Source organism: Arthrobacter oryzae (assembly GCF_030718995.1).
Lineage (GTDB): Bacteria > Actinomycetota > Actinomycetes > Actinomycetales > Micrococcaceae > Arthrobacter > Arthrobacter oryzae_C.
In genome coordinates, this window is sequence record NZ_CP132204.1 from 1,825,276 (window position 1) to 1,844,298 (window position 19,023).

Consider the following 19,023-nt stretch of genomic DNA (forward strand, 5'->3'; position numbering starts at 1 on the left):
TTCTGGATAATTCCGTCCAGACTACGCCCAGGGTCAGTCGGATGATAAGACTTCCTGCCCTTCTGCCGCCCGTGCGTAGGACGCCGTGACCCGGCGGTAGACCGGAGTGAGGAAGGCCAGCAGGGCTGCAACGATCATGATGATCCCGGCGATCAGGAACACCAGGGCGATGCCGCGGGAGGTTCCCTCGCCCAGCAGCGGGGCCAGCTGGGCGGCACCTTCGGCAGACCGTGCGTACGGAATGATCCAGACCTGGGCGATCGGCGCGATGAGGAACGCGGTGATCGGCGCTGCCGCGGACTCGAAGGCCATGGCGAATCCGAACACCCGGCCCTGCCGGGGGAGGGGCACTACCTGCTGGATGACCGTCTGCTCGGCGGCCTCCACGAAAGGTATCAGGACCAGATACAGCCAGATGCCGGTGATGTACAGCCACGCCCACTCCCGCAGCGTGAACACCGCTCCGAGGAACCCCATGACGACCACTGCGATGAGCATGGTGCGCAGGGGGTTGGACCCGAGCCCGAACTTGCCAATCAGGGCTCCGCCAATGATGAAGCCGGTGGAACCGACCGCGAAGACGGCTCCCCACACCTCCACGGGGAACATTTCCAGGCCGTACGGATCCATCAAGGCCATGTAGACGCCGCCGATGAAGTTGTTGAATGTGGTGAACAGGATCAGGGCGAACAGTCCGGCGATGGCCAGGACGGCGGCAAGGGAGCCGCGCAGGTCGAACGCGCCGTGGGCGTCCGTGGCGGCCACCCGCACCTCCTCCGGAAGGCGGAGCGTGAGCAGGTGCGCGAAGGCCAGCGCCGTAAGCACGACGGCGACCAGAACCGTCCACCCCATGCCCAGGAGACCCACCGACAGCCCGGAGAGCACGGAGGTGACGATGAAAGCCAGCCCCTGCACCATGCCGACCATGCCGTTGGCGTTGGCCCGCCGGTCCGGCTCGATAAGGATGGTGACGGTGGTGGAGAGGGCGACGTTGCGCATGTTCTCAACCACCGCGCCGACCAGGATGACCACGGCGAAGATCCAGAACCACGGCGTTGTCAGGTCCAGCATCCGGTCAGTGGGAGTCAGCAGGAACATGACGCCGGACAGCAGGAACATCACCAGTGTGAAAGCGGCGGCGAAGCGCATCACGGCCAGTTTGCGGTAACGGTCCACGAACGTGCCGAAGCTGATGCTGGAAAGGGCGATCAACAGCATGTACGCACCCCCGATCACCCCGGTGGCGATTACGTTGCGCGTCTCCAGGTACACCCAGAACGTCAGCGCGAACCACAGGTAGCTGGTGGTGATGTTGGCGAGGGCGGTGTTCACCAGGATCCCGGCGAAGGTGCGGGATCTCTGCTCCGGACTGCGCAAGGACGAGTCGACACCGTCAGGAGTGGCCAGCCGAGGTTCCTGCTCGGTCATGCGACCAAGTTTACTGACATGCGACCGGCGCGGACACGGTCAGCTGGGATTTCGTAGGGGGAGTCATGGGAGGAGGCAGGGTGGCCTCGTGGCCACCCTGCCTCCTTTTGCATGCTGCGCCGTCCCCGCGCCCGTCCGTCGGGCTACCTGTTGCGATGGAGTGCGGAAACTGCAGCACGCGGGCCGGACGGAGGGTCCGGCAGTCTGTGCCGGCGGTTCAGAGCCTGTCGGGCCGGACGGCGAGCACGGGGCACGTGGCGTCGAGGAGAATCCGCTGAACGGTGCTGCCGAGGATGAGCTTGCCCACCATGGATCGGTGCCGCAGGCCTATGACCACCATCTCAACATTGCGGTCCTGTGCGATCTGGATGACGGCGTCGCCTGGATCGGCCAGGACGGACGCTTCCATGGTCAGCGTGAGTCCGGCCGCGGTCAGCTGGCTTTCCAGCTCCTGCAGTTCCTGTGTGTCGAGGTCGTGGTGGCCACGGCCGATGTTCACGATGAGAAGGTCCGACTTTCTCAGGTGGGCTTCCTTGATTCCTTCAGTCAGCGCCTCCCTGCCCTCCGGGGCGGGTGCATAGGCTACGAGTATGGTCATGGGTTGTCCTCCAATGGCTTCGATGACGTGGCGTCGATTTAGACGAGTGTGTTGAGCCAGCCCTGGGGCAGGTCGATCGGCAGCAGCGACGGGAGGGCCAGCAGTACCACGTAGAGCACGCCCGTGTAGATGACGGCGACTTTGAGCCGTGCCCGTGCGACGATCAGCAGGAAAGCCGGGATGAAGATCATGACTGCGACCAGGTAGCCGAGGGCGGCTGTGAGCGCCAGGAAGCCTGTCATCCAGACGAAGGTTTTCAGCGCGAACTTTGCGTCAAGGGTCCAGCCCGCCTTCTCGGTCCTGGCGCGGAGCCGTGTCCGGATCTCAATGAAGAGCAGGATTCCGGAGAAGACCAGCCCTCCGATGCTCACCAGCTGGGGAACCAGCCTGGCTTCCGGAGAGAACCCCGCCGATGAGATCAGCGCCGCGGCGAAGGCTATGGCGAAGATGCCTGACGCGGCGAGCGACCAGGTGGAATTCTTCAGCGGGGCCTCGTCATCCTCGGGCTGCTCGTCCCGGTGTCCGTCGTCGAGGTTGGTCTTGCGGCGGGCGCGGATGAACTTGATGAACGCCCAGATCATCGGCAGGATCAGGATTGCCAGGAAGACCAGCACACCGGGGCGTGCCATCCAGTCGAATCCTTCGTACAGGCTGTCCGTGAGGAAGTAGTAGCGTTCCAGGGGGATGGCCAGAACGAAGCCGATCAGGAACGGCGCCCGGGGGAACCCGGTCGACTTCAGCAGCCAGCCGAAGACGCCGAGGATGATCATGATCCAGAGATCGCCGAGCTGTCCGCCTTCCTGGAAGGAGCCCAGGAGCATAACGGCCACCAGGCCCGCCGCCAGGACCGCGAAGGGGACCTTGGTCAGCTTGGCGAGCTGCTTGACGCTGAGGAAGCAGAACAGCGCGCCGAGGATCGAGGCGATTGCGAAGGACCAGACGATCAGGTACATCAGGTCAAGGTGTTCGGTGATGATGGAGGGCCCCGGCTGAATGCCGTAGGTCAGGAGCATTCCCAGCAGCATGGCTGAGGGAACACCGCCGGGGATGCCGAAGAGCAGGGTGGGAATCAGGTCGCCGGCTTCCACGGAGTTGTTGGCGCTTTCGGGACCCACGATGCCGCGGGGGTCGCCCTTGCCGAACTGCCGCTTGTCCTTGGCCGTCGCCACAGCCTGACCGTAGGCCAGCCAGGTTCCTGCGGTGGCGCCGACGCCCGGCAGGACGCCTGCCCAGATGCCGATGAGTGCTCCACGGATGACCTGCGTCCAGTGGCTGAGCCACTCCCGGATGCCTTGCCCCCAGCCGCCGCCGAGGGTGATGGTTTCCTTCTGCCCGCGGCGCTGGCTGGCGCGGGACGCAATTTCGGCGAGGCCGAAGATGCCAAGCGCAACTGCCACGAGCGAGAGGCCGTCACCAAGGAACAGGCTGCCGAAGGTGAAGCGCTCCTCCGCCGTGGTCGGTGACGTTCCGACCATGCCGAGGACCAAGCCAAGGAGGCCGGCCGAGACACCTTTGATGATGTTTCCCCGTGACAGGACAGCGGCCAGCGCTACACCGAGGACGGTCAGCATAAAGAGTTCGGGGCTGGCGAAGGACAGGACCAGGGGCCGGGCCAGCGGGATCGCCAGCGTCAGGCCGACGGCACCGATGATGCCGCCGGCCATGGAGGAAAGGAAGGCCAGTGTCAGCGCGCGGGCTGCCTGTCCCTTTTTCGCCATGGAATATCCGTCAAGCATGGTGACGCTGGCTGATGCCGAGCCCGGCGCCCCGAGCAGTACGGCGGAGACGGTATCTGAGGTGTGGACAACGGCAAGGGCGCCGATGAGGAGCGCCAAAGCCTGGGGCGGTTCCATGCCGAACGTGATGGGCAGGAGGATCGCGACGGCTCCTGTGCCGCCCAGTCCCGGGATGAGGCCCATGATCAGCCCGGCCACGGTGCCGATCAGGAGCATGATGAGCAGGGAGGGGTCAGCGAGGGATGCCAGCGCTGCCATTGCGGAGTCAAGCATGATGGTCCTTATTCAACGTGGATGTTGTATTTGCTCGCGAGCAGGCCCGTGACATAGGACCGGACGGAGCTGCTGACGGTGTAGGCGTCCCGGACGCGGTCGGCCACGCCGGTATCCGCGACGAGGGGATATCCGCCGAGGACTTTGGAAGCCTTCTCCTGGAATGCAGGGTCTGTGCCGAGTTTTTCGCTGGACTGGCGCAGCAGCTCGTAGGCTTTCCCGGGTGTCTCCTCAGGAACCCAGAGACCTTTTTGATACGTGTAGGTCAGCCCGAGCAGGGTCTTGTACGCCTCGAACTTTTCGCCCGAGGGCTTCTTCCCGTGCAGCGTTTCGTAGGCTTCTGCGACCGTGGGAACGTCGGGGAAGTTAGGATCGCGCACCACGTCCCCGGCGTCGTTCAACTGGCCGAAGGACATCAGGACCACGGCTTTGCCCTCCTTGACGATGCCCGCGACGGCGGAGCCATAGGCCGACGTCGTCTGGTAATCCAGGTCGATTTCCCCCCGCTGCAGAGCGAGGTTGACCGGCCCCCGGCCTTCGAAACCGAAGGTGCTTGTGACGTCTGCTTCGAGCAGGTCGAAAGCCACCAGGGTGGTGATGTCCAGGCCTGTGGCGCTGATCCCGCCGAATTCGAGTGGCCGGTCCCGGTTGATCAGGTCCTGCACGCCGGCCACTCCGGCTTCGGCGCGGGCGTAGATGACGCCGCCGGTGCCGTTGACGACGACGGGCTTGAGGTCCTCGAAGGAGTACTTCACGGCCGAACGGCCCAGCACCCACGGCACCACTGTCGATGCGGTCCCGACGAGGATCTCCGTGCCGTCGGTCTTGGCGGACCGCGCGAACCGGTTGGTGCCCAGGATGCCTTCGCCGCCGGCTTCGTTCACGGGCGCAAACCCGGGACGGCCCGGGACGTAGTTTGTCAGTTCGGTCCCGATGAAGCGCGCCCAGGTATCCGTTCCGCCGCCGGACGCGAGGGGGATCAGGAACTCCAGGGTTTCTCCGCTAAAGTCCCCGTCCTCGGTGCTGGACGGCGGGTTCAACAGGCTTCCGCCCAGGACGGTGGTCGCAGTGCCCAGCAGCGCGAAGGCGCCGACGGCGGCAAGGATGGTGCGCCGGGAGTGCTTGGGCGGATCGGGCTGCTCCGTTGGTTCAGCCTGCCCGAATGCCTGGCCCGTGGTGCTTTCGGGGGAGAGCCCGGGCGGCTCCAAGGATGACTTATTGCTCGTCATTGAGGAATCCTTTGGTTAGTGCCTTCCTCAATGCAACACCACTTCGGGTCAACGGGAGGAAGGCTATTTTTTTGGTTCCGCTTACCAGGACTCTGGCAGCAGCAGTTCTGCGTCAGCGATGCGCCGGGAGCTTCGGATGGTTCCGACGACGGGGACGCCGTCGCGGATCTCCGCCCATGTCTGGACGAGCCCGGCCGGGGTGCGCATGATCAGCCCGGATGAGCCGTCAGCTGTCAGGAGCTCCCGGACCACGGTGCCTTCGTGCTGTGCGGCCATCGTCAACGCGACGCTTCCTGTAATGGCCAGGGCGGGATGGAGCCTGCCCATGGAGAGCATCCTCACGTTGAGGTCTGCTTCATCCTCCGCGGCGGCTCTGCCAACCAGTGCCAGCTTTGGAATGGCCCGCTCCGCCTCAGCACGTGTCGCGGCTAGGCCCATGCGGACGGCTGCATCCCTGCGTACGTCGTCCAGGTGCACAAGCAACGCAGCCTGGCCGTCAATCTCCGCGGCCGTTTCGTCTCCCCTGAGGCCAAGGGACTCGGCGTCCAGAATGATCAGCGGGGCACCGGCGTCAATAAGTGTGGCCGGAACTTCACGCCCGTCGAACGTCACCTTCTCCACCGGTTCCCCCGTCGGAAACAGCTTCCCGGTGGTCCTGCCTGCGGGATCCAGGAAGCCCATGCCGACGGACAGGCCGGGGAATGGAACGCCCGGAATTACCTGCGTGCCGGGATCCTGAAGTTTGCCGTCCGGGGTGGGAACCTTTTGCAGTATGAGCTGATCGGTGTTGGTGTTCAGTGTCCGGACCGAGGTGCTCTCACGGCCGGCATCCACCCAGCCCCGCTGAATGGCATACGGGGCGACCACGGCTGAGCAGTTGCCGCAGTTGCTGCCCCAGTCCACCCTCTGCTCATCGACGGCGACCTGCGCAAACGTGTAGTCGACGTCGGCCTCGGCGCTGAGGGAACGGGACAGGATAACTGCCTTGCTGGTGGTGGAGGTTCCGCCGCCTACACCGTCGATCTGGCGGTTGTCGGGGCTGCCGAACAGGCGGAGGAGGACTTCGTCGACACTCTTGCCCGGGACCTGGAGGTTGTCCCACTCAAACACCCAGCATTTGCTGGTCCCGCCTCGCATCCACGCTGCTGGGATTCTAAACATGATTGCTTCCACACCTTCCTGGGCCCTTCATTGGGCCTTAACGCCATGCCGGCTGGTCTAAGTGTGATCCGCGGCTCATGTGAATTACAAACGCTAAATTATGCATGAGTATGCACTTTTGCTTCAATCACTGCGCGGAGATCCGGTTAATTTTGCGTGCTTTGCCCTTGGCTCCGGCTCCAAGCCTCCGATACCTCGCCGAATTACCGGTCCCGATGAAGCGTGCGCATAGGATTGTGAGGGGGGAATAAGAAACACTTCAAAGGAGGCGGGCTGTGCTGAACGTCCGAAGGCTCGAATTGTTGCTCGATGTGGTGGAACTGGGATCCATTACCGCTGTTGCTGAAAAGCATGTGTATTCTCCGTCGGGGGTGTCGCAGCAGCTGCGGCGGCTGGAAGCCGAAATCGGCCAGCCGCTTCTGCAGCGGCAGACGCGCGGCATGGTTCCCACCGATGCCGGGCATGTCCTCGCATCACACACCCGCCGTATCCTGCGGCAGATGGCTGCTGCCGAAGCGGACCTGGCGGAAATCGCGGGGCTCCACCGGGGCAGCCTCACCATGGGGACGTTTCCCACCCTGGGCGGGTCATTCCTTCCGATCGTGATCAGCAGGTTCAAGAAGGAATATCCGGCGATAGAGCTGCACGTCCGCAGCAGCCGCTTTGAGGAACTGGTTGAAATGCTCGAAAACGGCCAGGTGGGGATGTCCCTGCTCTGGGACTACGAATGGAACCGGATCAATCCGGAAGACTTTGCCCTCACCACCGTTTTCGAAGACGCAACCGCACTCATCGTCGGCAAGGACCACCGCTTGGCACGCCGGAAGCAGGTGGACATGGCGGACCTGGCCTCGGAGGAATGGATCGTTCGCGGAGATCAGCATCCTGTCGTCGAAGTGCTGCAAAGGAGCGCAAGCGCCGTAGGGTTCACGCCCCGCATCGCTTTCCAGGCCAACGACTACCAGGAAGCGCAGGCCATGGTCAGTGTGGGCCTGGGCATAGCGCTGGCACCCCGAACGGCGGTGGTCAACAAACACCCCGGCGTCAGCATCGTGTCACTCGGCTCGACGGCGCCGTCCCGGCGGGTGCTCCTCGCGCACCGCCACGACAGAGTGCGCGCCGCAGCCGAAATAGCCTTCCAAACGACGCTCCTGGAGGTCGCCAAAGATACAACCGCGGATTTCCGGTGAGGGGTGGCAGGCAGTCGCGACGCTGGTTGTGGATGCTCATCGCATCCGCAGTGCTGTGCCAGATCGCCCTCAATCTGGCGCGGCCACTCATCTCCTACAAGGTGCTGTCCCTCGGCGGCGATTCCGTTGCGGTGGGCCTGACCTCGGCCTCGTTTGCGCTTCTTCCGGTCGCGATCGCCCTGTGGCTCGGGCGGATGTCGGACCGCCGTGCGTCGATGAAGGGAATCACCCTGGCCGGAACGCTCTTGCTCGCAGCCGGTCCGTTCCTCTTGTCCACCGCCCCGTCCCTGCTGCTGGTCGGCGTCGCCAGTGCAGTGCTGGGTATCGGGCACTTGTGCTTCACCATTGCAGGACAGTCCGCCATCGCCAGGTTTGTCCCCCTCAGCCGCATGGACGCAGCCTTCGGCTGGTTCACCGCGGCATTCTCCCTGGGCCAGCTCGTTGGTCCGCTCCTGGCGGGCCTGGCCATGGGATCTGCAGGGAACGCGCCCGCCGACGCCCGGCTTGTGGACGCCAACACGGCGCTGCTGCTCGCTGGTGCAATCTCGATGCTGGCCATTCCGGTCGCCCTGGGCTCCTCGGTGAAGGATCGGGCACCCGCGCGGGAGGCCGCGGACGCGCCGACGCCGCAGAAATCCCCCTCGAAATCCGTGGCCCACCTCCTGGGCATCCCCACGGTGAAGACCAACATGCTGGCCAGCCTTGCACTGCTGGCCACTACCGACATTATTGTTGCGTTCCTCCCGCTCCTGGGAGAAGAGCGCGGGATTGCCCCTATCGGAATTGGCGTTCTGCTGGCCATCCGGGCAGCTGCGTCGATTTCTTCCCGCCTGCTCCTTCCCGTGATGCTGTCCCGCTGGAGCAGGACCGGACTCATCACCGCCAGCCTTGCGGGAGCGGGAACCACCCTTGCGGTTCTGCCATGGGTGTTCTCGAATCCTGTGCCGGCTGCCGTCCTTTTGGCCATCGTGGGATTCTTCCTGGGGCTGGGGCAGCCGATCACGATGACACTCATTACCCAGGCTGTTCCTCCGGAGTCGCGGGGTGCAGCACTGGCACTGCGCCTGCTTGGCAACCGGCTCGGGCAAGTTGCCTTGCCGATCGGTGCGGGAGTGCTGGCCGCGCCGGCGGGGCCGGGAGGGGCCCTGTGGATGTCCGCGGCCGTGTTGTGCGCCGCGTCCATTAGATGGCCAAGGAAGCCCAACGCCTGACGGCCCTTCGCCGCAGTCCACTGCGGCCGCGAGCATTAGAGCACCTGAGGGGCGGTCATTGGACTAGCGCGGGGGCCCGGATGTCTTGCGAATGACAAGCTTTGGCGGAACGAGGGTGGACACGGGTTCGCTGCGGCCCTCGATCCGTTCCACCAGGAGCCGGGTGGCAATGGAGCCCATTTCTATGCCCGACTGGTCCACGGTGGTGAGGGCGATCTGGGGGAGGGCAGCCGCCAGGGCGTTGTCGTAACCCACCACGGAGAAGTCCCCCGGGACCGGTATGCCGAGATCATAAAATCTGGCGAGCACGCCGAAAGCTGCCATGTCGGTGCCCGTGTGTACCGCTGTGGGAGGAGCGGCCCGTCCCAGCATCTGATCCGCAGCCACTGCTCCGCCTTCCTGGCTCCACCTGGATTCCAGGAGGTCAACCTCACCTTCGAGGCCGTTGCGGACCATTGCTTCCACGTAGCCCTTGGCCCGGACGGACTGGGGCATGGTGCTTTCGTTTTTTTCCCTGCCAATGTGCAGGAGGTGGGTGATCCGCCGGTGGCCCAGTGACACCAGATGGTCAACGATCAAGGCGCTGCCGGCGACGTCATCGCTGGCCACGGTGTCATAGTTCTGGCCCGGGCCGTGGCGGCCGAGAACCACGGTGGGAGTGCTGCGCCCGATTTTCTCCAGCTCCTCTTCGGTCCCGAAGGGGGCGATAAGCACAAGACCGTCCATCTTCCTGTCCATCATGGCCTCGATCATGCGCTGCTGTTGGTTCAGCCCCCTGTTGGCCTCCCCGATAAACACCTGGTACCCCCGAAGCTCCGCCTCCGTCCGGATCCCTTCAATCAGCACCGAGACAAACGTGTTGGAGAGGTCAACCACAAAGACGCCGAGGGTGAAGCTGCTCCCGCGCATGCCGCGGGCGAGGGCAGATGGCCGGTATCCCAAGGCGTCCATGGAGGTTTCCACGCGGGTTTTCATAATGTCGCTGACCCCGTAGGCTCCCCGGAGAACCTTGGAGACTGCGGCACGGGACACCCCGGCGTGGAGCGCGACGTCACTGATGGTCGCCCTCTTGGTCTGTCCCGTCACGTCGCCTCCCTCCTGTGTGGTCGTAAAAGAAATTGTAGACTGATCTACGAAAATCTCTTGCGTTCGAATGTGAGCTCCCTTACAGTGGAAAAAGTAGACCGATCTACACAAGCACCTTCAAGAGACAGTATTTTTCCTTTCGATCCAATTGAAACGTTCCACAGGACCACCAAAGGGCCTGCGGCTTTACAAGGAGGTAAAGATGATCAGGACCCCACGGCGCTGGTCCGTCCTCGCCGGAAGTGTCACGGCGGCAGCACTGGTACTCACCGGATGCTCGGCCGGCGGAGGCGAGAGCAGTGATGCAAAGACCATCACCTGGTTGGTCGACAACACCGAAAACACCCTCACTTATGCGGAAAAACTCGCCGAAGACTTTCATGCGGCGAACCCGGACATCAAAGTAGAGATTGAAACCAGGCCGCAGGGCGGCGACGGCGACAACATCGTCAAGACCAAGCTTGCCACCGGCGACATGGCCGACGTTTTTTCCTACAACACCGGTTCGCTCTTCCAGCAGATCAATCCCGAACAGAACCTCGTACCGCTGACCAGCGAGCCGTTCATGGACAACGTCTCAGAGTCCTTCAAGCCCGTTGTGACGGCGGGTAGCGAAGCCTATGGCGTACCGGTTGGAACCGGTTCGGCCGGAGCTGTCCTCTACAACAAGAAGGTCTACCAGGACCTGGGACTGTCCGTTCCAAAGACCTGGGCTGAGTTCATGGAGAACAGCCGCAAGATCAAGGACGCCGGCGTTGCTCCGATCATCCAGACCTACCAGACCACCTGGACGTCCCAGCTGTTTGTCCTGGGTGATTTCGCCAATGTGGCTGCCGCCAACCCCGCGTTCGCAGAGGACTACACCGCGAACAAGGTCAAGTATTCGACCGACCCCGCGGCCATTAAGGGCTTCGAACACCAGGAGGAGGCCTTCAAGGCGGGGCTCTTCAATGAGGACTTCGCCTCCGCCACCTATGCGCAGGGCTTGGAGAAGCTGGTCAACGGCGATGGTGCCCAGTACCCCATCCTGAGCTTCGCCCTCCCGGAGATCAAGGTGAGCTACCCGGACCAGCTCAACGATCTGGGGCTGTTCCCGCTCCCCGGTGACGACGCTTCGAAAAACCGTCTGACCGTCTGGCTGCCCGGTGGCGTCTACCTGCCCAAGTCCACGGAAAACGTTGAGGAAGCCAAGAAGTTCCTGGCCTTCATTGCGAGCAAGGAAGGCTGCGCGTCCCAGACAGCGGCCGTCGGGGCCAACGGTCCGTATCTGGTGGAGGACTGCACACTCCCCGATGATGTCCCCGCAGCCGTGAAGGACATGCTGCCGTACTTCGAGGACGAATCCAAGAACAGCCCTGCGCTGGAATTCCTCTCTCCGGTCAAGGGTCCCGCCCTTGAACAGATCACCGTCGAGGTCGGCTCGGGAATCCGTTCCGCCAAGGACGGTGCCGCCCTCTACGACGAGGACGTCAAGAAGCAGGCGCAGCAGCTCAACCTGCCCGGCTGGAACTAAACCTCCTACACCACCACGCCGTCCGGGCCGCGCTCCGGCCCGGACGGCACTATGGAGACACTCACATGACAACCAACACCACAGTGGCCGTTCCGGCCAAGCGGTCCCTGGACGCCGCGGCTCCCAAAAGGAGCAAGGGCAAATCGGCCTATCCGTACTGGTTCTACCTGCCTGCCGCCGTCGTTTACTCGGTTCTGTTCGTTGTTCCCACCTTTGCCTCGTTCTTCTTCAGCTTCACCCGCTGGAACCTTACGGAGTTCACCTGGATCGGGATGGACAACTTCGCCCAGTTCTTCTCCGAGCCGGCGCTACTCAAGGGGCTGACCAACACCTTCATCTACGGTGTGGTGACGTCCAGCCTCAAGGTCATCCTCGGAATGCTCCTGGCTGTACTGCTGACATCGCAGATCATCGCCCGCGGCTACCTCCGCTCCGTCATATTCTTCCCGGTGCTCCTGAGCAGCATCGGCGTTGGCATCGTCTTCACCGTGCTGATGGACCCATCCAGGGGAATGATCAACGAGGCCCTGGCCGTCGTCGGCATCGAAGGACCCAAATGGCTCACCGACCCCGCCTGGGCGCTCATGTCAGTGGCGTTCGTGGATGTCTGGAAGGGCGTGGGCCTGGCAACGGTGATCTTCATCGCCGGCATCGTCTCCATACCGTCCGAGTATTTTGAGGCCGCCAAAATGGACGGCGCCAGTTCGTTCAAATGCTTCTGGAACATCACTGTGCCGCTGGCCCGACCGGCCACCGCAACCGTGATCATCCTCTCCCTCATCGGCGGCCTGCGTTCCTTCGACCTGATCTGGGCCATGACCAGGGGCGGCCCCGGGTTCACCTCCGACGTGATCGCCTCCGTGATCTACAAGCAGTACCAGGCAGGCTTCTACGGGCTGTCCACCGCCGGCAACGTGGTCCTGTTCCTGATTGTCACCGCCATCATCGTGCCCCTGTCCATGTTCCTGAACCGCAAGGAGGTGGAAGCATGACCGCCGCCCTGAAGCGCTATGGCCTGGGCATACTGGCCATCAGCGTCACTATCTTCATCTTCGTCATCCCGCTGCTCTTTATGGCTTTGACCGCCATGAAGGACCGCCGGGAGGCAAACCGGCTCGAATTCTCCTGGCCCACCAACTTCGCACTGGTAGAGAACTTCCAGGAAGTCCTATCCGCCCGCCGATTCATGTTGGTCACTGCCTTCATCAACAGCACCATCCTCACGGTGGCCAGCGTCGCCATCATGGTGATCCTCGCGGCGATGGTGGCATGGGTCCTGCAGCGCCGACGGAGCCGGTGGAACCCGCTGATCAACTTCCTGATCCTTTCCGGCCTCATCATCCCGCCTGCTGTCGTGCCCACCATCTGGGTCCTGCAAGGACTGGGGCTCTTCAAGACCCTGCCCGGCCTGATCCTGATCGAAGTGGCCTTCGGCCTGTCGTTTTGCATCATGCTCTTCCGGGCATTCATCTCCACGATCCCGCGGGAACTGGACGAGGCCGCGGTCATCGATGGCTGCGGACCGGTGCGGCTGTTCTTCCGGGTGATCTTCCCGCTGCTGCGTTCCGTCATCGTCACCGTGATCGTGGTTCAGTCCGTGGCGGTCTTCAACGACTTCCAGCACCCGCTGTACTTCCTGCCCGGCGATGCGAACGCCACCGTGCAACTGACACTGTTCAATTTCCAGAGCCAGTTCACCACCGCGTACAACCTGCTCTTCATGAACATCCTGCTGATCACCATCCCTCCGCTGGTCATGTACCTGTTCTTCAACCGCCAGATCGTTGCCGGCATGACTGCCGGAGCCGTCAAGGGCTGACGGCCGCCACTCACGACCCCCAGCCGGGACGCTGCCGTCCTGCGCCTAACAAGGAGATATTTCTATGCCCAGCACAGTCCAGGCGGTAACTTTCGAGCACCTGCCCAAGGCCCTCGGGATCGGAACCCCTGTTCCCCGGATCTCGTGGAAAACGAAAGCCGAACCCGGCTGGACGCAACAGGCCTACGAGGTCTCCGTCACCACATCCGCCGATTCGTGGACGAGTGAACGGATTGCCTCCGGCGACTCGGTACTCGTCCCCTGGCCGGGCCAGCCCCTCGGGTCGGCCCAGCGCGCCGAAGTGCGTGTCCGGGTGTGGGGCGCAGGCGAGGAGGAGCCAAGCGCATGGAGCCTTGCTGCGCCCGTGGAGACCGGGCTGTTGGACGCCTCCGACTGGACTGCCACTGCGGTTTCCCCCGGCTGGAATGAGGACCCCGACGCCGACCGCCAGCCTCCCCTGTTGCGCCGGAGCTTCCTGCTTCCCCGCCCGGTGGCCTCCGCCCGCCTGTACGTGACGGCGCACGGCCTCTACGAAATGGAGATCAACGGCGCCCGCGTGGGCGACGACGCCCTCTCACCGGGGTGGACGGTCTACGGCAAGCGGCTGCGGTACTACACCTACGACGTCACGGACCGCCTGGAAAAGGGCGAAAATGCGATCGGCGCCTGGCTGGGGGACGGCTGGTTCCGCGGCCGCATCGGATTCCAGGGCGGGCATGCAAACATCTACGGTGAAAAGCTGGCGCTGCTTGCGCAGCTGCAGGTAACCCACGACGACGGCTCCACCACAGTCGTCGGCACCGACGGTGACTGGAGGGCCGCCTTTGGCCCGATCATGCTGTCCAGCCTCTATAAGGGGGAGAGCTACGACGCGCGCCAGCTGCCCCAGGGATGGAGCAGTCCCGGCTTCGACGACGGCGGCTGGCAGTCCGTCGTCGGCGTCGAGCGTGACCCCCGTACTCTCGTGGCGCCCGAAGGGCCGCCCGTCCGCTGTACCGGCGAAGTCCGGCCCGTGCGGGTGTGGGAGTCGCCGTCCGGAAAGACCTTGCTCGATTTCGGGCAGAATCTTGTGGGCAAGCTCCGCGTAACCGTTCAGGGTGAGGAAGGGGCCGTGGTGACCCTGCGGCATGCTGAGGTCCTCCAGGACGGCGAGCTCTACACCCGTCCCCTGCGCGGGGCCGACGCTACGGACGTCTACACCCTGGGCGGGCGGGGAACCGAAACGTGGGAACCCCGGTTCACGATCCACGGCTTCCGCTACGCCGAGATAACCGGCTGGCGCGGCGGGAACGTCGCTGAGAACGTGGTGGCCCGCGTCTACCACACGGACATGGAACGCACGGGCTGGTTTGAGTGCTCGAATGCGGATCTCAACCGGCTGCACGACAACGTGCTGTGGAGCATGAAGGGCAACTTCGTGGACATCCCCACCGACTGCCCGCAACGCGACGAGCGCCTTGGCTGGACGGGGGATATCCAGGTCTTCGCGCCCACTGCGAGCTTCCTCTACGACTGCTCCGGCATGCTGGCCTCCTGGCTGAAGGATGTGGCGGCCGAGCAGCTTCCTGATGGCACGGTGCCCTGGTACGTGCCGGTCATCCCCGGCGGCAACTACTGGAGCCCCATCCGTCCCGGAGCCGTGTGGGGTGACGTGGCCGTGCTCACGCCCTGGACGCTTTACGAACGCTTCAACGACACGAAAATCCTGGCTGACCAATATGAAAGCGCCAAGGCCTGGGTTGACCTGATAGACCGCCTCGCTGGCAGCGGCCACCTGTGGAACACGGGATTCCAGCTGGGTGACTGGCTGGATCCCACCGCACCGCCCGAGGATCCCACCCAGGCGATGACGGACAAGCACCTCGTTGCCACTGCCTATTTCGCCTGGTCCGCCCGGCACCTGGCGAAGTCAGCCGCGGTATTGGGAAAGACCGACGACGAGCTTCGCTACCTGGAACTCAGCCGTGCGGTGGAAGTGGCCTTCGCCCGTGAATATATCCATGGCGATGGCCGCATGACCAGCGACGCCCAGACTGCCTATGCCCTGGCGATCGCGTTCGGGCTGTTCCCCGACGACGACGCCAGGCAAAGGGCCGGGCGGCGCCTCGCCCAGCTGGTGCACGACGGTGGAAACAGGATCGGGACAGGCTTTGCCGGCACTCCCGTGGTCTCGGACGCACTCACCGCGGCAGGGGAGCTGGAAACGGCCTACAATCTCCTTCTCGAGAAGGAGTGCCCCTCCTGGCTGTACGCCGTGGTGCAGGGCGGCACCACCATCTGGGAGCGCTGGGATTCCATGCTTCCGGACGGCTCCATCAACCCTGGCGAGATGACGTCCTTCAACCACTACGCACTGGGTGCGGTGGCGGACTGGATGCACCGCGTGATGGCCGGAATTGCTCCCCTGGAACCCGGGTACCGGCGGATCCTGTTCCGTCCGCAGCCCGGGGGAGGGCTCACGTCAGCCTCCGCCCGGCACGAGACGCCCTACGGGATGGCGTCCATCGCGTGGCAGCGAAACGGCGCGGGCTACACGGTGGAGATCGAGGTGCCCACCGGCGCTACAGCCCGGGTCGAGTTGCCCGGGCAGGAACCCCGGGACGTCGGATCCGGAACGTTCGACTATGCAGTGGCCCCTGTGAGCTAGGGGCCGGCTGTCCCGCTGGCGGGCGGCCACGGAGCAGGGGCGGTGCCACCATGGGTGGGGCCGCCCCTTTCCGTGTGTCAGGGCCGCGTCCTCACTCCCCGTGGACTTCGGCCTGCTTTGCCTCGGAACGGTCCAGGTAGGCCAGCAGCAGCTCTGCGGCCCGTTCGAGTTCGCCGGCCTCGAGGGCCTCGCAGATCTCCTCGTTGTCCTTGAGGTAGCCGCTGTAGAAGTTGGCATCCATCGTGGCTTTGTGGAAGAACAGCCGCATCTCTGCCAGGACCTGGGACATGATCGTGTTCAGCCGGCGGCTTCCGGCCAATGCGACGATCGCCCCGTGAAAGTGCTGGTTGGCGGTACCCAGCCCCTCGTCGTCGTTCGCTGCTGCGGCGATCTTGCCTTCCTCCACCGCCGCGCGCACGGCTGCCACTGCCTCCGGGCTGCCCCCGCCGCGGATGGCGCTGACTTCGATGGTCCGGCGGACGGTGTAGACGTCGTGGATATCGCCGGGCTCCAGGCTCGCCACAAAAACCCCCCGGTTGGGGTGCCGCACCACCAGCCGTTCGCTGGCCAGCTCGGCAAAGGCCTCGCGCACCGTGTTTCGGGAGACGCCGAGGTCCTCGGCGATGGTGGACTCGGTCAGCCGTGTGCCGGGGAGGAGGATTCCCTCGGCCAGCTGCAGGCGCAACTCATCAGCCACCCTGTCCGCCACTGAGGGCATGGCAACACGCAGCCTCGCGGCGGCGGCGGACGTGCCCTGGACTGCTGCTTCGGAAATGGCCATACTCCAGAATTTACACGATCGTCACATCGTTGAATCGAAGGATTGTTGAACAATCGCTAAATTTGGTGCATCCTAGTAGGAGGAACCCGATGAGACGAGGATCACAATGGTGTACATGGACCTGAACAGCGACGTAGGCGAGTCCTTCGGCCGCTGGACCCTGGGCGACGACACGGCAATGTTCCAGTCCGTGTCCAGCGCCAACGTGGCCTGCGGTTTCCACGCCGGGGATCCCACGGTCATCCGCCGCACCTGCCGCGAAGCCGTGCAGGCCGGCGTCATGATCGGCGCCCACGTGGGCTACCGTGACCTCTCCGGCTTCGGCCGCCGCTTTGTGGACATCGACCCCAACGAACTGGCTGACGACATCGTCTACCAGATCGGCGCGCTGCAGGCTCTGGCCGCCACGGAAGGCGGCCGCGTCCGCTACGTCAAGCCGCACGGCGGCCTGTACAACGCGATCGTTTCCCACACCGCCCAGGCACGCGCCGTCGTCGACGCCGTCAAGTCGATCGACGCCGGCCTGCCGATCCTGGGACTGCCCGGCTCGGAAGTGCTGCGGCTGGCCGAGGCCGCCGGACTCCGCGCCGTCTCCGAAGCCTTCGCCGACCGTGCCTACAATCCCGACGGCACGCTCGTCTCCCGCTCGCTCCCCGGAGCCGTCCTGCATGACCCGGCCCACGTGGCCGAACACGTGCTGCGCATGGCCACCGACTCAGCCATCCGCACCGTGGACGGCTCCATCCTGAAAATCAACGCAGACAGCATCTGTGTCCACGGCGATTCCCCCGGAGCCGTAGCCATGGCTGCCGCAGTCAGGGCTGCGCTTTCCGACGCCGGAATCACCATCAGGGCTTTCGCCTAAACCGCATTCGCTTAACCCCTTCACCGCTCCGCGTACTGAAACCCGCCGAGCGGCAGCACCCCCCAATCAGCACCCCCCAATCAGCACACAGGCAGCACCACCGCACACCTGAAGGAAAAACCATGACCACACACCACACGGCCGCCCGCTCCGGCCGAAAGATCCCGCCCGGAGCCGTGAAGGCCTACATCGCCAGCCTCACCGGCACCTCGCTGGAGTATTACGACTTCGCCATCTACTCGGTGGCCTCCGCCCTGGTCTTCCCCAAGATCTTCTTCCCGGGCAATGACGAGTTCGTGGGACTCCTGCTCTCCTTCTCCGCTTTCGCCGTGGGCTACCTGGCACGCCCCATCGGCGGCGTGATCTTCGGCCGCCTGGGTGACAAGATCGGCCGCAAGCACGTCCTGGTGGTCACCCTGATGCTGATCGGCGTCGCCACGGTGCTGATCGGCCTGCTGCCCGACTACTCCGTGATCGGAGTGGCAGCCCCCACCATCCTGGTGCTCCTGCGCCTTGCCCAGGGCATCGGCGTCGGCGGCGAATGGGGCGGTGCCGTCCTGCTCTCCAGTGAATTCGGTGACGCCAACAAGCGCGGCTTTTGGTCCTCCGCCGCCCAGATCGGCCCGCCCGCCGGCAACCTGATGGCCAACGGCGTCCTGGCACTCCTTGCCGCAACCCTCAGCACCGAAGCATTCCTCTCCTGGGGCTGGCGCGTAGCCTTCCTTGCCTCCGCACTGCTGGTGGTCTTCGGCCTGGTCATCCGCCTCAAGCTTGAGGAAACCCCGGTGTTCAAGGCCATCGCGGCCCACGGCGAACAGCCCAAGGCCCCCATCACCGAGGTGTTCCGCAAGGAACCCCGCGCCCTCATCGCCGCCGCCCTCTCCCGCGTCTGCCCCGACATCCTCTACGCACTGTTCACCGTCTTCGTGGCCGTCTACGCCACCAAGGAGCTCGGCATGACCACGGGCAATGTCCTCACGGCCATCCTGATCGGCTCGGCGTTCCAGCTGTTCCTGATCCCGCTGGCCGGCGCCCTGACGGACCGCTTCAACCGCCGCGTGGTCTATGGCATCGCCGCGGTTGGCACCGCCCTCTACATCCCGCTCTTCTTCCTCATGATCGAGGGCAAATCCGTGCTGATGCTGACCATTGGCGTGGTGATCGGCCTGGCGTTCCACGCCTTCATGTACGGCCCGCAGGCCGCCTACATCACCGAGCAGTTCCCGGCCCGCCTGCGCTACGCCGGCAGCTCGCTGGCCTACACCCTGGCCGGCGTGATCGGCGGCGCCGTGGCACCGCTGATCTTCACCGCCCTCTACGCGGCGTCCGGTGACTGGTACCTGATCGCGGCCTACCTGCTGGTGGCCTCCGCAGTCACGGTGGTGGGCCTGGCCCTCGGCCGGAACCCCCAGACTGCTGAAGAAGAGCGCCTCCTGGCGGACGCCGCCTCCCTCGCCTAAGCGGCAGCGAAAGTCCGGCACAACAA

The 19,023-nt window shown here is 64.4% G+C and carries 15 protein-coding genes; 8 read left to right on the forward strand and 7 right to left on the reverse strand.

The window, feature by feature from the left end; translation table 11 throughout:
* Positions 1–33 precede the first annotated feature (33 nt).
* The 5 genes from Q8Z05_RS08460 to Q8Z05_RS08480 all read right to left on the reverse strand — a co-directional run bounded on the left by Q8Z05_RS08460 (position 34) and on the right by Q8Z05_RS08480 (position 6,425).
* Positions 34–1,428 carry an MFS transporter gene (locus Q8Z05_RS08460; RefSeq protein WP_305943024.1) on the reverse strand — a complete coding sequence of 465 codons (1,395 nt, stop codon included), beginning with the start codon at positions 1,426–1,428 and terminating at the stop codon, positions 34–36.
* 217 nt (positions 1,429–1,645) lie between these two features.
* Positions 1,646–2,026, reverse strand: a complete 381-nt coding sequence (locus Q8Z05_RS08465) for a universal stress protein (RefSeq protein ID WP_305943025.1) — start codon at positions 2,024–2,026, stop codon at positions 1,646–1,648.
* Between the two features lie 38 nt (positions 2,027–2,064).
* Positions 2,065–4,035, reverse strand: a complete 1,971-nt coding sequence (locus Q8Z05_RS08470; protein WP_305943026.1) for a tripartite tricarboxylate transporter permease — start codon at positions 4,033–4,035, stop codon at positions 2,065–2,067.
* Between the two features lie 8 nt (positions 4,036–4,043).
* On the reverse strand, positions 4,044–5,264 hold the full coding sequence (locus Q8Z05_RS08475) for a Bug family tripartite tricarboxylate transporter substrate binding protein (RefSeq protein ID WP_305943027.1): 1,221 nt from the start codon (positions 5,262–5,264) through the stop codon (positions 4,044–4,046).
* A gap of 81 nt (positions 5,265–5,345) precedes the next feature.
* A complete protein-coding gene (locus Q8Z05_RS08480; RefSeq protein WP_305943028.1) occupies positions 5,346–6,425 on the reverse strand; it encodes a PrpF domain-containing protein in 1,080 nt (359 codons plus the stop codon).
* A gap of 275 nt (positions 6,426–6,700) precedes the next feature.
* Between Q8Z05_RS08480 and Q8Z05_RS08485 the strand changes: the two genes are divergently transcribed.
* Both Q8Z05_RS08485 and Q8Z05_RS08490 read left to right on the forward strand, forming a co-directional pair.
* A complete protein-coding gene (locus Q8Z05_RS08485) occupies positions 6,701–7,615 on the forward strand; it encodes a LysR family transcriptional regulator (RefSeq protein WP_305943029.1) in 915 nt (304 codons plus the stop codon).
* Between the two features lie 32 nt (positions 7,616–7,647).
* Entirely contained in the window at positions 7,648–8,826 is a 1,179-nt protein-coding gene (locus Q8Z05_RS08490; RefSeq protein WP_305943030.1) for an MFS transporter, read from the forward strand.
* Between the two features lie 63 nt (positions 8,827–8,889).
* Here Q8Z05_RS08490 and Q8Z05_RS08495 read toward each other — a convergent pair whose 3' ends face one another.
* Complete coding sequence (locus Q8Z05_RS08495; protein ID WP_305943031.1) at positions 8,890–9,912, reverse strand: LacI family DNA-binding transcriptional regulator; 1,023 nt, start codon at positions 9,910–9,912, stop codon at positions 8,890–8,892.
* Positions 9,913–10,114: 202 nt separating this feature from the next.
* On the opposite strand from Q8Z05_RS08495, the gene Q8Z05_RS08500 reads away from it, so the two are divergent.
* The 4 genes from Q8Z05_RS08500 (at position 10,115) to Q8Z05_RS08515 (ending at position 15,891) form a co-directional block, all read left to right on the forward strand.
* On the forward strand, positions 10,115–11,425 hold the full coding sequence (locus Q8Z05_RS08500; RefSeq protein ID WP_305943032.1) for an ABC transporter substrate-binding protein: 1,311 nt from the start codon (positions 10,115–10,117) through the stop codon (positions 11,423–11,425).
* A gap of 65 nt (positions 11,426–11,490) precedes the next feature.
* Entirely contained in the window at positions 11,491–12,417 is a 927-nt protein-coding gene (locus tag Q8Z05_RS08505) for a carbohydrate ABC transporter permease (RefSeq protein ID WP_305943033.1), read from the forward strand.
* Positions 12,414–13,244, forward strand: coding sequence for a carbohydrate ABC transporter permease (locus Q8Z05_RS08510; RefSeq protein WP_305943034.1), 831 nt, complete (start codon positions 12,414–12,416; stop codon positions 13,242–13,244). Before Q8Z05_RS08505 ends, Q8Z05_RS08510 begins: the two co-directional genes overlap by 4 nt.
* Positions 13,245–13,308: 64 nt before the next feature.
* Complete coding sequence (locus Q8Z05_RS08515; protein ID WP_305943035.1) at positions 13,309–15,891, forward strand: glycoside hydrolase family 78 protein; 2,583 nt, start codon at positions 13,309–13,311, stop codon at positions 15,889–15,891.
* 91 nt (positions 15,892–15,982) lie between these two features.
* On the opposite strand, the gene Q8Z05_RS08520 is transcribed toward Q8Z05_RS08515, so the two are convergent.
* A complete protein-coding gene (locus Q8Z05_RS08520) occupies positions 15,983–16,672 on the reverse strand; it encodes a GntR family transcriptional regulator (protein WP_305943036.1) in 690 nt (229 codons plus the stop codon).
* Between the two features lie 106 nt (positions 16,673–16,778).
* On the opposite strand from Q8Z05_RS08520, the gene Q8Z05_RS08525 reads away from it, so the two are divergent.
* The gene (locus Q8Z05_RS08525) at positions 16,779–17,537 is read left to right on the forward strand and encodes a LamB/YcsF family protein (RefSeq protein ID WP_305943037.1); all 759 of its coding nucleotides are present in this window, start codon (positions 16,779–16,781) and stop codon (positions 17,535–17,537) included.
* A gap of 122 nt (positions 17,538–17,659) precedes the next feature.
* Positions 17,660–18,997: an MFS transporter gene (locus Q8Z05_RS08530; protein WP_305943038.1), complete on the forward strand. Its 1,338-nt coding sequence runs from the start codon at positions 17,660–17,662 to the stop codon at positions 18,995–18,997.
* The last annotated feature ends 26 nt before the right edge of the window (positions 18,998–19,023 follow it).